General features: G+C 65.2%; 15 protein-coding genes, 1 tRNA gene and 1 pseudogene. 15 read left to right on the plus strand and 2 right to left on the minus strand.

Annotated features, from left to right (window positions below):
• Positions 1 to 24: 24 nt before the first annotated feature.
• From QA642_RS04355 to QA642_RS04390, 8 genes are all read left to right on the plus strand, one after another.
• Positions 25 to 684: an epimerase gene (locus QA642_RS04355; protein WP_283086799.1), complete on the plus strand. Its 660-nt coding sequence runs from the start codon at positions 25 to 27 to the stop codon at positions 682 to 684.
• 81 nt (positions 685 to 765) lie between these two features.
• Positions 766 to 1,215, plus strand: a complete 450-nt coding sequence (locus tag QA642_RS04360; RefSeq protein WP_283083554.1) for a DUF2948 family protein — start codon at positions 766 to 768, stop codon at positions 1,213 to 1,215.
• Positions 1,216 to 1,359: 144 nt separating this feature from the next.
• Complete coding sequence (gene hisD / locus QA642_RS04365) at positions 1,360 to 2,655, plus strand: histidinol dehydrogenase (protein WP_283083555.1); 1,296 nt, start codon at positions 1,360 to 1,362, stop codon at positions 2,653 to 2,655.
• Positions 2,652 to 3,149 carry a UPF0262 family protein gene (locus QA642_RS04370; RefSeq protein ID WP_283083556.1) on the plus strand — a complete coding sequence of 166 codons (498 nt, stop codon included), beginning with the start codon at positions 2,652 to 2,654 and terminating at the stop codon, positions 3,147 to 3,149. The genes hisD and QA642_RS04370 overlap by 4 nt, the downstream gene beginning before the upstream one ends.
• Before the next feature lie 6 nt (positions 3,150 to 3,155).
• Positions 3,156 to 3,623: a low molecular weight phosphatase family protein gene (locus QA642_RS04375; RefSeq protein WP_283083557.1), complete on the plus strand. Its 468-nt coding sequence runs from the start codon at positions 3,156 to 3,158 to the stop codon at positions 3,621 to 3,623.
• Positions 3,624 to 3,776: 153 nt separating this feature from the next.
• Complete coding sequence (locus tag QA642_RS04380; protein WP_283083558.1) at positions 3,777 to 4,406, plus strand: Maf-like protein; 630 nt, start codon at positions 3,777 to 3,779, stop codon at positions 4,404 to 4,406.
• 146 nt (positions 4,407 to 4,552) lie between these two features.
• Entirely contained in the window at positions 4,553 to 4,735 is a 183-nt protein-coding gene (gene yacG, locus QA642_RS04385) for a DNA gyrase inhibitor YacG (protein WP_027561446.1), read from the plus strand.
• Between the two features lie 186 nt (positions 4,736 to 4,921).
• A tRNA-Phe gene (locus QA642_RS04390) sits at positions 4,922 to 4,997 on the plus strand.
• A gap of 63 nt (positions 4,998 to 5,060) precedes the next feature.
• Here the strand turns inward: QA642_RS04390 and QA642_RS04395 are convergent.
• Both QA642_RS04395 and QA642_RS04400 read right to left on the minus strand, forming a co-directional pair.
• Positions 5,061 to 5,141: pseudogene (locus QA642_RS04395) on the minus strand (spermidine/putrescine ABC transporter ATP-binding protein); the annotation flags it as partial.
• A gap of 44 nt (positions 5,142 to 5,185) precedes the next feature.
• Positions 5,186 to 6,244: a tripartite tricarboxylate transporter substrate binding protein gene (locus tag QA642_RS04400; RefSeq protein WP_283083559.1), complete on the minus strand. Its 1,059-nt coding sequence runs from the start codon at positions 6,242 to 6,244 to the stop codon at positions 5,186 to 5,188.
• Positions 6,245 to 6,368: 124 nt separating this feature from the next.
• On the opposite strand from QA642_RS04400, the gene QA642_RS04405 reads away from it, so the two are divergent.
• The 7 genes from QA642_RS04405 (at position 6,369) to QA642_RS04435 (ending at position 12,275) form a co-directional block, all read left to right on the plus strand.
• A complete protein-coding gene (locus tag QA642_RS04405; RefSeq protein WP_283083560.1) occupies positions 6,369 to 6,527 on the plus strand; it encodes a hypothetical protein in 159 nt (52 codons plus the stop codon).
• A gap of 276 nt (positions 6,528 to 6,803) precedes the next feature.
• Entirely contained in the window at positions 6,804 to 8,039 is a 1,236-nt protein-coding gene (locus QA642_RS04410) for an ABC transporter substrate-binding protein (RefSeq protein ID WP_283083561.1), read from the plus strand.
• Between the two features lie 284 nt (positions 8,040 to 8,323).
• Entirely contained in the window at positions 8,324 to 8,572 is a 249-nt protein-coding gene (locus tag QA642_RS04415; RefSeq protein ID WP_283083562.1) for a hypothetical protein, read from the plus strand.
• Positions 8,573 to 8,683: 111 nt separating this feature from the next.
• A complete protein-coding gene (locus QA642_RS04420; protein ID WP_283083563.1) occupies positions 8,684 to 10,003 on the plus strand; it encodes an aminotransferase class V-fold PLP-dependent enzyme in 1,320 nt (439 codons plus the stop codon).
• Between the two features lie 147 nt (positions 10,004 to 10,150).
• Positions 10,151 to 10,654, plus strand: coding sequence for a hypothetical protein (locus QA642_RS04425; protein ID WP_283083564.1), 504 nt, complete (start codon positions 10,151 to 10,153; stop codon positions 10,652 to 10,654).
• 219 nt (positions 10,655 to 10,873) lie between these two features.
• Positions 10,874 to 11,533 carry a heme-binding beta-barrel domain-containing protein gene (locus tag QA642_RS04430; protein WP_283083565.1) on the plus strand — a complete coding sequence of 220 codons (660 nt, stop codon included), beginning with the start codon at positions 10,874 to 10,876 and terminating at the stop codon, positions 11,531 to 11,533.
• A gap of 16 nt (positions 11,534 to 11,549) precedes the next feature.
• Complete coding sequence (locus QA642_RS04435; RefSeq protein ID WP_283083566.1) at positions 11,550 to 12,275, plus strand: dihydrofolate reductase family protein; 726 nt, start codon at positions 11,550 to 11,552, stop codon at positions 12,273 to 12,275.
• The last annotated feature ends 3 nt before the right edge of the window (positions 12,276 to 12,278 follow it).

Raw genomic sequence — 12,278 nt, forward strand, 5'->3', positions numbered from 1 at the left:
CGCGACATCGGTGGGGACATCGCGATGCGAGTGATCATCTTCGGCGCGACCGGCATGGTCGGGCAGGGCGTCCTGCGCGAGTGCCTGATCGATCCCGGCATCGAGCGCGTGCTCGTGATCGGCCGCAGCCCGACGGGCGTACACGACGCCAAGCTCGCCGAGATCATCCACGATGACTTCCTGAATTATTCGCCGATCGAAGCCCAGCTCACAGGCTTCGACGCCTGCTTTTTCTGCCTCGGCGTCTCCTCGATCGGCATGAGCGAGGAGCGTTACCGCCATCTCACCTACGACCTCACGCTCGCGGCGGCGACGACGCTGGCGCGGCTCAATCCGCAGATGACCTTCACCTATGTCACCGGCGCCGGCACCGATTCCACCGAGCAGGGCTCGCGGATGTGGGCGCGTGTCAAAGGCAAGACCGAGAACGATCTGCTCAAGCTGCCGTTCAAGGGCGCCTACATGTTCCGGCCGGGGGCGATCCAGCCGCTGCACGGTGCCCGTTCCAAGACCGCCTGGGTGCAGGCCGTGTATACTGCAACCTGGCCGCTCTGGTCGGTGCTGCGCCGGATCTCGCCTTCGCTCGTCACCTCGACCGAGCAGATGGGCCGCGCCATGATCCATGTTGCCCGGGAGGGGTATCCGCGGAAGGTGCTGGAGATGGAGGATATCAATAGCGTCTAGCCGGCCGGCCCGTTAGTTGTGGGGAAATTTCGGCGCCTGCGCGCGTTGAGCACTGTCCGTCCTGAAGGAGAAGCGCCAGCGATGTCTCCCCAGCTCAAGATGATCGCGCTCGATGCCGACGATCTCGCCGTGATCTCGACCCATGTCCAGGATGCCCGCGTGCAGGCCTCCGACATCATCTGGCGGCAGAGCGAGAAGCGGCTTGTGGTCGGCATGAGCCGGCTCGACTGGGAGCAGACGCTCGCGGGTGAGGCAGAGCCGCGCCGGCTGGTCGCCGCGCTTCGCTTCGACCGCGTGCTCGCCTGCAAGTCGCGCAACATCGATCTGGCCGCGCCGGACAAGGTGTTGGACCTCGTCGGCATCGAGTTTCACCCCCAGGACGGCCGCGCCGAGGAGCCGAGCGGGAGCGCCCTGCTGCTGTTTGCCGAGGGCGGCGCCATCCGTCTCGACGTCGAATGCCTGGAATGCGAGCTGACCGATCTTGGGGCGGACGAACTGGGAACGGGACTGGAGATCGAGGGGGAGGGGTGAGGTCCCCTGTATACCAGCCGAGCCGGCTCAGGCGTTCGCCGGAGCGGCACCGAGCAAGGGTTGACGCCGCTTTCCCGCCGCGCCATTGAGCAGGGGCCGGGTGAGCCAATCCGCCCCAAAAGACCAGCCGAAAGCCAAGCCAAAATGCCCGTTCGTCTCGACCGCAGCAGCGCCGATTTTGACCAGCGATTCGCGGCCTTTCTCGCCGCCAAGCGCGAGGTCTCGGCCGACGTCGAGGCCGCCGCGCGCGCGATCGTCGACGATGTGGCCAAACGCGGCGACGCGGCCCTGCTCGAGGCCACCGCCAAGTTCGATCGCTTGACGCTGGATGCATCCGGCCTGCGCGTCACCGCCGCCGAGATCGAGGCCGCGGTGAAGGCCTGCGATGCCGCGACGCTGGATGCGCTCAAGCTGGCGCGCGACCGCATCGAGACCTATCACAGCCGTCAGCTGCCGAAGGACGAGCGCTTCACCGACCCGCTCGGTGTCGAGCTCGGCTGGCGCTACACCGCAATCGAATCCGCCGGCCTCTATGTGCCCGGCGGCACCGCGGCCTATCCATCCTCGGTGCTGATGAACGCGGTGCCGGCGAAAGTCGCGGGCGTCTCGCGCCTCGTGATGGTGGTGCCCTCGCCCGACGGCAAGCTCAATCCGCTTGTGCTGGCGGCAGCCCATCTCGGCGGCGTCACCGAGATCTACCGCGTCGGCGGCGCACAGGCCGTGGCCGCGCTCGCGCACGGCACCGCCACCATCGCGCCGGTTGCCAAGATCGTCGGCCCCGGCAATGCCTATGTCGCTGCCGCAAAGCGGCTGGTGTTCGGCAAGGTCGGCATCGACATGATCGCCGGCCCTTCCGAAGTGCTGGTCATCGCCGACGATACCGGCAATGCCGACTGGATCGCCGCTGATCTCCTCGCGCAGGCCGAGCACGATGCCAGCGCGCAGTCGATCCTGATCACGGACTCCGCGCGGCTCGCCGCCGACGTCGAAAAGGCCGTCGAAGCGCAGCTGAAGACGCTGCCACGCACCGCGATTGCCAGCGCCTCCTGGGCCGATTTCGGCGCCATCATCATGGTGAAGACTCTCGCCGACGCGGTCCCGCTCGCGGACGCGATCGCGGCCGAGCATCTCGAGATCATGACCACCGATCCCGACGCGCTCGCCGTAAGGATCCGCAATGCCGGCGCCGTGTTCCTCGGCGCGCACACGCCCGAGGCGATCGGCGATTATGTCGGCGGCTCCAACCACGTGCTGCCGACGGCGCGCTCGGCGCGGTTTTCCTCAGGCCTCTCGGTGCACGATTTCATGAAGCGCACCTCGATCCTGAAATGCGGGCCGGACCAGTTGCGTGCGCTGGGACCTGCCGCGATGACGCTCGGACAAGCGGAAGGACTGGACGCCCATTCGCGCTCGATTGGATTGCGCCTCAATCTGTCATGACAAAGCCGCCCGAACAGGACGACTCGCAGAACCGTATCGTCGGCGTCACGCTCGACGAGGACTCGATCGGCCGTTCCGGGCCCGACATCGAGCATGAGCGCGCGATCGCGATCTACGATCTGATCGAGCAGAATCTGTTCGCGCCCGATGGCGCGGACGGGCAGGGCCCGTTCACGCTGCATATCGGCATCACCGGCAACCGCCTGATGTTCGACATCCGCCGCGAGGACGGCGCGCCCGTGGTCGCGCATCTGCTGTCGCTGACGCCGTTCCGGCGGATCGTGAAAGACTACTTCATGATCTGCGACAGCTACTACCAGGCGATCCGCACCGCGACGCCGGACAAGATCGAGGCCATCGACATGGGCCGCCGCGGCATCCATGACGAGGGATCGCGCACGCTTCAAGAGCGGCTGAAGGGCAAGGTGCGGGTCGATTTCGAGACCTCGCGCCGGCTGTTCACGCTCATTACTGTTCTCCATTGGAAAGGCTGATCGCGGATGGCTGCGCCCTCACGCGCACGCGATCCGCAATCGGTGCTGTTCGCCTGCGCGATGAACAGTGTGCGCTCGCCGATGGCCGAGAGCCTGCTGCGGCACATGTTTCCGCAAGGCCTCTACGTGAAGTCGGCCGGGGCCAGGAAGGGCGAGCTCGATCCGTTCGCGGTATCGGTGATGGCCGAGCTCGGCCAGGACATCTCCATCCACAAGCCGCAGACCTTCGAGGAGCTGGAGGATTGGGAGGGGCTCAATTTCGATCTCATCATCACGCTCTCGCCCGAAGCGCACCACAAGGCGCTGGAGCTGACCCGCACGCTCGCCGCCGACGTCGAATATTGGCCGACGCACGACCCCACCACCATCGAGGGCAGCCGCGACCAGAAGCTCACCGCCTACCGCGACGTCTGCGACCAGCTCCTGATGCGCATCCGCCGGCGTTTCGCCAAGGCGGGCGCGGCGAGCGGGTAGCATCGAGGGTCCGTAACACCCGCGTCACAGAGCGCAGGCACACGCTTATCGGAAGCCTCGAATCACCTAAGCTCGGGTTCCCGGTTGTGAAATCAGCCCCCTTCCGATAGGTTCCGCGCGCAATTCACCCCGCTTCATCCCCCAAATCACCTGATGCTCGGCCGCCCCAAATTCGTACTTGCCTCCGGTTCGCCGCGGCGCCTGTCGCTGCTCAACCAGGCCGGCATCGAGCCGGATGCGCTCCGGCCGGCCGACGTCGACGAGACGCCGAGGCGGGGCGAGCTGCCGCGCGCCTGCGCCAACCGCCTTGCCCGGGCCAAGGCCGACGCGGCGCTCAAATCGGTGCAGCTCGACGACGAGCTGCGCGGCTCCTTCATCCTCTCCGCCGACACGGTCGTGGCGGTCGGCCGCCGCATCCTGCCCAAGGCCAATCTGGTGGACGAGGCCGCGCAGTGCCTGCGGCTGCTGTCGGGCCGCAACCACCGCGTCTACACCGCGATCTGCCTCGTCACGCCGCGCGAGGCGTTCCGCCAGCGCCTGGTCGAGACCCGCGTCCGTTTCAAGCGCCTCTCCGAGGACGACATCCAGGCCTATATCGGTTCCGGCGAATGGCGCGGCAAAGCCGGCGGCTACGCCGTGCAGGGCATCGCCGGCTCGTTCGTGGTGAAGATGGTCGGGTCCTACAGCAACGTCGTCGGCCTGCCGCTCTACGAGACCACGACCCTGCTCGGAGGCGAGGGCTTTCCGATCCGCTTCGGCTGGCTCAACGCCACCGCGGTGTGAGCGCGCCGATAAAAATCTCGAAAACAACCCCATGCACAGTAGAATGGCCCGGCCGGACCCCGGCGGGCACGCCTGCGCCGCTGCTCCCGGAACCTGAGCGCCGACCGGCGCTTGACGTCCTCCACCCCGTGTAAGCTGCGCCCGTCATGGACGACCTCGTCAAAAAGCCCACCGGCCCGCTCAAAACCTGCCCGATCTGCGGCAAGCCCACCGAGCATGCCACCCGCCCGTTCTGCTCCTCGCGCTGCCGCGACGTCGATTTGAACCGCTGGCTGAAAGGCTCCTACGTCATCCCCGGCCGCGACGACGAGGTCGATGACGTCGAATAGATAAGTAATATCAATATCTTGTTCGTGCGACGGCCGCGCCGCGCGCCAGCCGCGGCAAGCCAGCCCCAGCTTGTACACAGCCGGGCCGCGCCCGGCGAAGCCTCTTGGCGAAGCCGGGTGGACAGGCCGCTCTCAGCCCACTATAAACCGCCCGCTCGATGGGCCTTGGCCCCTCTCTTGGAGCATGCCCAGGTAGCTCAGTTGGTAGAGCATGCGACTGAAAATCGCAGTGTCGGTGGTTCGATTCCGCCCCTGGGCACCATGACTTCTACCCACCAAATGTCGGTGGTTCGATTTCCGATCTCGCGCTCGGCTTGGGCGTTTTGCGTATCTCTAGCCCGAGCATGACGTTGTCGAGCACGCTGCGCCACGGCAGCAGCAGATCCTTTTGCAGCATGTAGCCGACGGCCACTCCTTCGCGTGCGCGATCTACCCAATCGTGCGCCTGCGCTAATGCGCGGCGATGCCCGCGCTCTCGATCACCCGCTTGTAGCGTGCGGTCTCCTCGACGATGAACGGGCCCATCTCGGCTGGCCCCTTGTCAGCGATCGACACTTGGCCGTTGGTGGCGAGGTCCGCGACGATGCCGGGGTCGGCGAGCACGGCGGTCAGCGCCTCGGAGAGCCTGCCCACGATTCTCGGGTCGGTCCCGGCCGGGACCGAGACCCAGGTCGAGCCGACACTGACGGCGTCCGGGTAACCGGCCTCGAGCACCGTCGGCGCGTCGGGCAGCGCGGCCAGCCGCGCCGTGCCGGTGGTGCCGAGCACCTTGACCTTGCCGGTGTCGATCAGCGGCCTGAGCACGGCGAGGTAATCGAAGGAGACGTCCAGGATGCCCGACATCATGTCGGTCATCTGGCTCGAGCCCGACTTGTAGGGCACGTGGGTCAGCTTGATGCCGGCGGCCGCCTGGAACATCTCGCCGGCAAGGTGCTGGGCGGTGCCGGGGCCGGGGGAGCCGAAATTGACCTTGCCCGGGTTAGCCTTCGCGTAGGCGACGAACTCAGCAAGCGTGCTGTAGGGCGCTGCTGCGGTCGCGACGAGGATCTGGTTCGCCGAGCTCACTCCGCGGATATGGACGTAGCTCTTGAGCGGGTCGTAGTTGAGCTTCGCCATCCCCAGGTTCGGCTGGATCGTCATCGGTCCGCCGGAGGCGTAGAGCACGGTGTAGCCGTCGGGCTGGGCCCGGGCAACGAACTCCGTCCCGATGGTCCCGCCAGCGCCGGGTCGGTTCTCCACCACCACGGGCTGCCCAAGCCGCGTCCGCAGCAGCTCCGCGATCTTGCGCGGGACGAGGTCGGTGACGCCGCCGGCCCCGAACGGGACCACCCAGGTGATCGCGCGGTTCGGCCAGGATTCCGCGGCGGTCTGGGCCCCCGCGGCGCCCGTCTGGAGCGCCAGCGTCGTCGCGGCGACGAGAAACAGGAGCGCGACCGTGTTCTTGTTCACCTGCCGCGAGGACTGATGATAGCCGCGCCGCTGCGACAGGACGAAGAGCCCGAATTCCATGGATGCAGTCCTCCCCGTTGCAGCGCGGCCGTTTATGGCCATGTTGACCGAAGGCTACAGACTTGAGTCTTTTCCAACCATTGGCGGAGTCTGAGCATCTCTTTTGCAAAATATGAAAAGATCGATGGATCGCCTTCAGGCCATGGAGCTGTTTGTCAGCACCATCCGCAAGAGCTTCTCTGCGGCCGGCCACAGCGCCGGGCTCGGTGTCGCGACATCGGCGAGCTCGAGGCGCAACTCGGCGTGCGGCGGTTCAACCGCAGCACTCGGCATCGCGGCCTGATCGAGGCTGGCAAGATATTCTTCCAGCGTACCGAGCAGGTGCTGCGCCCCAACGCTGCTGGCTGTTGCCGATCGTAGGCTTGCCGAACATCGGGAAGATTTCCTAGCGCACTGCGGGCAGGGCTCGTTGGACAGCGCTGGCCTGCTCTGATCCCATCCGGCTGAACAGCTTTCTCGCGGGCGGCGCGATGAGTTCGCTCTTCAGCCAGCGAGGAAGCATGCATGTCGTGAACGGCGCCCGGATCCGCGAGCTCCGCTCCAGCGATGGGTTGCAGCGATGAGCAAGAGCTTGCGCACGAATGCTGCCAGAGCGGCAATCCTTGTGGCCGGACTTTTCATCACGCCCCCTTTGCTTGCTGGTGATCGTCAATTTGGCGGCCATCAATATGGTCCTGGCGCAAGTGATACCGAGATCAAGATCGGCCAGACGATGCCCTATAGCGGTCCGCTTTCGGCATCCTCGGTGATCGGCAAGGTGCAGGCGGCCTATTTCCGCATGATCAATGATCATGGCGGCGTCAATGGGCGCAAGATCACGTTGATTTCCTACGATGATGCGGCGACGCCGTCCAAGACAGTCGAGCAGGTCCGCAAGCTCATAGAGAGCGACGAGGTGCTGTTCACATTCGAGACGCTCGGCAACGCCTCGAACATCGCGGTTCAGAAATATCTCAATGACCGCAAGATCCCTCAGCTTTTCGTGGCCGGGCGGTCGACGCGTTTCGAGGATCCGGTCAACTTCCCCTGGACGATGGGATTTGCTCCCAATCTGCGCACGGAGGTTCGCGTTTACGCGCGCTTCATCCTGGATAACTATCCGAATGCCAGAATCGGCCTGCTTTACCAGAATGATGAGAGTGGCAGGGATTATCTGACCGGCTTGAAGGAAGCACTCGGCGCAAGGGCAGCCGAACTCATCATCAGTGACGTTTCATACGATGTGACGGACCCGACCGTCGACTCGCAGGTCGTGCGCCTCAAGGCGGCCGGCGTCAACGTTCTCGTCAATATGGCTGCCTCGAAGTTCGCCGCCCAGGTCATCAGAAAGATGGCAGAGCTGGATTGGAAGCCGGTTCATCTCCTCGGCGTCGGTTCGTCCTCGATCGACGCGGTCCTGAGCCCCGCCGGTATCGAGAACGCAAAGGGCATCATCTCGGCGAGCTCGTTCAAGGAGGCCGATGACCCGACCTGGCGTGATGACGAAGGCATGAAGCGCTGGAGCGCCTTCATGGACGGCTACTATCCGGGAGGCGACCGGAAAAGCATCTTCACGGTCTATGGCTATAGCGCCGCCGAGCTGCTGGTCCAGGTCTTGAAGCAATGCGGTGACGACCTCTCGCGCGAGAATGTCATGGCGCAAGCGACGAACCTGAAAAGCGTGAAACTTGATCTGCTGCTCCCGGGGCTCTCCGTCAACACGGGCGTGGCCGACTATCGTGTGGTCAAGGAGTTCCGAATGATGCGCTTCACTGGTGCCCGATGGGAGGCGTTTGGGCCGATTGTCGCCGATTGATCCTGTGCGTGGCCGCACAAGGGGGACCTCTCCCGTGTGAAATCGCGATCCCATTCGGCCAAAAGCCCGGCCTGGTCTCGCGAATTCGACCGCTCCAATGGGAAAACGGGCTTCTCCGACCGCGATTTAGCCGGACCACCATGCCGAGCGCTCACGCCGCCATATTAAGCATAACAGCAGCTCGCTGTACCCGATCCCATCCGCCCATTCCTGGCACTCCGCTTGCTCAGTCAGGACCAAAGCCCGGTCCCGGCATGGAGACCGTTTCAGGTTGAGGCAAAGCGATGCAGGAAGTGTCCCGTTCTGGTGCTGCCGATGAACTTCGGCTCGATGGATTGATCGCCGATCTGTGGTGGCGTGTGCGGCTGCTCAACACCGACATTCTCGAAGAAGAGGCGAAAGCCGGGGTGTTCGACGTGCAGCAGCCGGCCTATCCGCTGCTCGCGCTGACCCTTCGCGGGCGACGCGACAATCTGGTCGCGACGATCGGCGTGCTCGAGCAGCGTGCGAGATCGATGTCGAAGGCGGCCTGAGAGCGGTCTCCGGTCGACGGGCACGCCCGGCGTCGTCAGACTGTCGTCGCCCTGTCATCGGCGTTCCATGGATTGCTGCTCTCCCTTCGCCGCGCATCGCGGAGGGCGGACATGCATCTGATCAAGGCAATTTCTTCCGACCGCCGGTCGATCCTGAAGGGCCTCGCGGCCGCAGCCGTCGCGCCGCTGGCGGCGCCGGTCATGGCGACCGAGGGCCTGCCGGTGCAGCCGACCGGGTCGGCGGCCGTGGTCGCCACCGACAAGGCCTATTGGACGGCCGTGAAGGGGCTCTACGCCGTGACGCCCGACGTCGTCAATCTGGAGAACGGCTATTGGGGCATCATGGCCGAGCCTGTGCGGCGCGAGTTCATCCGCCTGTCCGACATGATCAACTATCAGAACACCTATTACGCGCGGCAGCGGGCGGGCGCGGATTTCGAGGCCGTGCGGGCCAAGGTGGCGGCGGCGGTCGGAGCTGCGCCGGAGGAAATCGCGCTCACCCGGGGCGCGACCGAAGCGCTGCAGCTGCTGATCAGCGGCTACAACAGACTGAGGCCCGGCGACAGCGTGCTCTACGCCGACCTCGATTACGATTCGATGCAATATGCCATGAACGCGCTGAAGGCGCGCCGCGGCGTCGACGTGGTCAAGTTCGAGGTGCCGGAGCCGGCCACCCGTCAGGCCGTGCTCGACGCCTATGCCCGCGCCCTCGAGGCAAATCCGAAGACCAGGCTTCTCCTCCTCACGCATGTCAGCCATCGCACCGGCCTCATCATGCCGGTCACCGAGATCGCCCGCATGGCGAGGGCGAAGGGCGTCGACGTCATCGTCGACGCCGCGCATTCCTGGGGCCAGCTGGACTTTAGGGTGAGCGAGCTCGAGGTCGATTTTGCCGGCTTCAACCTGCACAAATGGATCGGTGCGCCGCTCGGCGTGGGTTTCCTCTACATCAAGAAGGGCCGCCTCGCCGACATTGATCGCGACCTCGGTGACGAGGATTTCCCGGAAACCGACATCCGCTCGCGGGTGCACACCGGCACGGTCAATTTCGCGACGGTGCTGACGGTACCCGCGGCGGTCGAGCTCCATCAGCAGATCGGTGCTGCGGCGAAACAGGCCCGCCTGCGCTATTTGCGCGACTACTGGGTCAGTCGTAGCAGGGGCTTCAAGGACATCGAGATCCTGACACCGGACGAGGCTGGCCTGTATGGTGCGATCACGTCCTTCCGCCTGGCCGGCAAGACGAGCAAGGCCGACAATGACGCCACCGTGGCGAAGCTCAGGGACACCCACAAGGTCCTGACGGTTCGCCGCGCGGGCGTCGCCAGGGGTCAATGCATCCGCGTGACGCCGTCGCTCTACACCGAGGAGGCCGATCTCGACCGGCTCGTCGAGGCGCTTGCTGCCGTCACCGGTTCGAAGGCAGGCTGAACCCGCGCCAGGCGGGTGCATCGTTGATCGCGCGCAGCCTGGCCCGTAGCTAGTTGCATGATTCAGCGATGCAACTGCATTTCGCACGTGATAACTTTCCATTCGGGGGATGGAATTGACTGTCCCCACATTTGGAAGGACAGGTCCATGCGAATCTCGTCTCGCTTCCTTGCGCGTCCCGCTGTCGCCATCTCGTCCATTGCACTGCTGTGCGCCTTCGGCGGCCCGGCAATGTCGCAACCGACACCCGCAGACACCCAGCTTCCCGGCGTCATGGTCGAGGCGCCGAAGCATGTGGTGAGGCCGCACAGGGCGGCGCATCACCCGACGATCCGGAGCACGAGGTCTATCGCCGCGCCCCGAGCCGTCGCTGTGACCCCCGCAGCGCCGATGTCGGATGTCGCGAAGCTCGCCAAGCTCGAGCGCGAAACGGGCAGCTGCGCCGGCGGCTGCCAATCGAGCTTCAAAACAGGCGACAAGCCCTGGGTCGGCTGCAACGCCTCGGGCGGCGTGTACTCGGCCACGTGCCGAAACGTCGGCAATTACAAGAGCTACGACGAGTGCAAGGAGGCGGGACGGGTCACCGGCTGGCGCACCGGTGAGACTTCGGCGTATTGCAGCAGCATCGCGTTGGCGGCGGGCTGGCGTTGAAGTAGCGCGGCTGCAGTTGGCGGGATCGGCTTCGGGTTGTGTCGGCGGCCGTGGAAGTCCCTGGCCGTCGGTCGTCGTATTTCCCTTGGCGAACTCCCTTGAAGCCCGACGATCACCTGCGCGGGGCGCCGACGTCCATTCGCGATTGTGAGGCTCGAGCACGCGCCAGGTACCCGTCTCCGTGCTATTGCTGCCTCAGCAACTTCCCGCGAGGCCCCCATGCTTCCCATTCCCGCTGATATCTTCACCGAGCCCGAGGACGTCTCGCCTGACGCCCTTGCCAATCTTGGTCCGCTCCGCCGGCTCGCCGGCACCTGGCAGGCGGACAAGGGCATCGACATCAATCCGAAGGCGGAAGGGCCGGAGCGTCGGACCTTCATCGAGCACATCCGGATGGACCCGATCGATCCGCAGGCCAACGGCCCGCAGCTGTTCTATGGCCTGCGCTACCACATCCACATCAACACGCCCGAGGAAGACATCACCTTCCACGATCAGGTCGGCTACTGGCTGTGGGAGCCCGCGACTGGGCTGATCATGCAGACGCTGGCGATCCCGCGCGGGCAGGTGCTGCTCGCCTCTGGCAAGGCCAAGCCGGATGACAAGACAATCTCCGTCACGGCGAAACGTGGCGACACCGCCTACGGGATCTGCTCGACCGATTTCCTGGAACAGGCCTTCCGCACCGATTCCTACCGTTGCGACATCACCTTCAACGATGACGGAAGCTGGAGCTATCTGATCCAGACCGAGTTGTTCGTGCGCGGCGCGCCGTTCAACCATCACGACAGCAACACGCTCAAGCTGGTCGCGCCGCCCAAGCTCAATCCGCTCGCGGTGATCGTCAACGATCGTGCCAAGGGCGGCGAGACGGCCTGACAAGCGGAGAACTGCAATGAAGCCCTACGTCATCTGTCTGATGCACTCGAGCCTCGATGGCCGCACGCATCCGAGCCGCTGGCGTCCGAAGGGCGCGGGCACGGACTGGTTCGAGAAGATTCACGACGAGCTCGGCGGCGATGCCTGGGCGATCGGCCGCGTCACCGGCTCGGAGTTCGCCAAGGGCAAGCCCTATCCCGAGACGCCCGGCGAGACCTTTCCACGCAAGAGCTGGTTCGCCTGGGGCGACGGCAAAAAGCCGGATGTGAAGAGCTACGGCGTCGTGCTCGATGCGCAGGGCAAGATCGGTTGGGGCCGTTCGGATATCGGCGGCGATCCGATCGTGGTGGTGCTGACCGAGGGCGTGCCGGATTCGCATCTGGCCGGGCTCCGCGGCGAGGGTGTGTCCTACATCTTCGCCGGCGCGTCCGAGATCGACCTGGTGCTGGCGCTCGACATCCTCAATCGCGAGCTAGGGGTGAAGCGTCTCCTGGTGGAAGGCGGCGGTGTCGCCAATGGTGCGTTCCTGCGCGCCGGTCTCATCGACGAATTCAACCTGATCCTCAGCCCCGCGATCGATGGCGCGAAAGGCGCCCCGTTCGTGTTCGATTCGACCGACGCGGATGGCGACAAGCGCGCGCCGATCACGGCGATGACGCTGGAGAGCACCCGGGAGCTCGGCGGCGGTGTGCTGCTGCTGCGCTATCTGATCAAGAACGATCCGCAAGCCGTAGCGAAATAAAGC

It is taken from the genome of Bradyrhizobium sp. CB2312 (genome assembly GCF_029714425.1).
In the GTDB taxonomy this organism is placed as follows: domain Bacteria; phylum Pseudomonadota; class Alphaproteobacteria; order Rhizobiales; family Xanthobacteraceae; genus Bradyrhizobium.

What these genes read in the sequence shown, in the direction of transcription:
- QA642_RS04355 (WP_283086799.1), top strand. Translation starts at nt 25, where the DNA reads ATGCGAGTGATCATCTTCGGCGCGACCGGCATGGTCGGGCAGGGCGTC.
- QA642_RS04360 (WP_283083554.1), top strand. Translation starts at nt 766, where the DNA reads ATGTCTCCCCAGCTCAAGATGATCGCGCTCGATGCCGACGATCTCGCC.
- hisD (WP_283083555.1), top strand. Translation starts at nt 1,360, where the DNA reads ATGCCCGTTCGTCTCGACCGCAGCAGCGCCGATTTTGACCAGCGATTC.
- QA642_RS04370 (WP_283083556.1), top strand. Translation starts at nt 2,652, where the DNA reads ATGACAAAGCCGCCCGAACAGGACGACTCGCAGAACCGTATCGTCGGC.
- QA642_RS04375 (WP_283083557.1), top strand. Translation starts at nt 3,156, where the DNA reads ATGGCTGCGCCCTCACGCGCACGCGATCCGCAATCGGTGCTGTTCGCC.
- QA642_RS04380 (WP_283083558.1), top strand. Translation starts at nt 3,777, where the DNA reads ATGCTCGGCCGCCCCAAATTCGTACTTGCCTCCGGTTCGCCGCGGCGC.
- yacG (WP_027561446.1), top strand. Translation starts at nt 4,553, where the DNA reads ATGGACGACCTCGTCAAAAAGCCCACCGGCCCGCTCAAAACCTGCCCG.
- QA642_RS04400 (WP_283083559.1), bottom strand. Translation starts at nt 6,244, where the DNA reads ATGGAATTCGGGCTCTTCGTCCTGTCGCAGCGGCGCGGCTATCATCAG.
- QA642_RS04405 (WP_283083560.1), top strand. Translation starts at nt 6,369, where the DNA reads ATGGATCGCCTTCAGGCCATGGAGCTGTTTGTCAGCACCATCCGCAAG.
- QA642_RS04410 (WP_283083561.1), top strand. Translation starts at nt 6,804, where the DNA reads ATGAGCAAGAGCTTGCGCACGAATGCTGCCAGAGCGGCAATCCTTGTG.
- QA642_RS04415 (WP_283083562.1), top strand. Translation starts at nt 8,324, where the DNA reads ATGCAGGAAGTGTCCCGTTCTGGTGCTGCCGATGAACTTCGGCTCGAT.
- QA642_RS04420 (WP_283083563.1), top strand. Translation starts at nt 8,684, where the DNA reads ATGCATCTGATCAAGGCAATTTCTTCCGACCGCCGGTCGATCCTGAAG.
- QA642_RS04425 (WP_283083564.1), top strand. Translation starts at nt 10,151, where the DNA reads ATGCGAATCTCGTCTCGCTTCCTTGCGCGTCCCGCTGTCGCCATCTCG.
- QA642_RS04430 (WP_283083565.1), top strand. Translation starts at nt 10,874, where the DNA reads ATGCTTCCCATTCCCGCTGATATCTTCACCGAGCCCGAGGACGTCTCG.
- QA642_RS04435 (WP_283083566.1), top strand. Translation starts at nt 11,550, where the DNA reads ATGAAGCCCTACGTCATCTGTCTGATGCACTCGAGCCTCGATGGCCGC.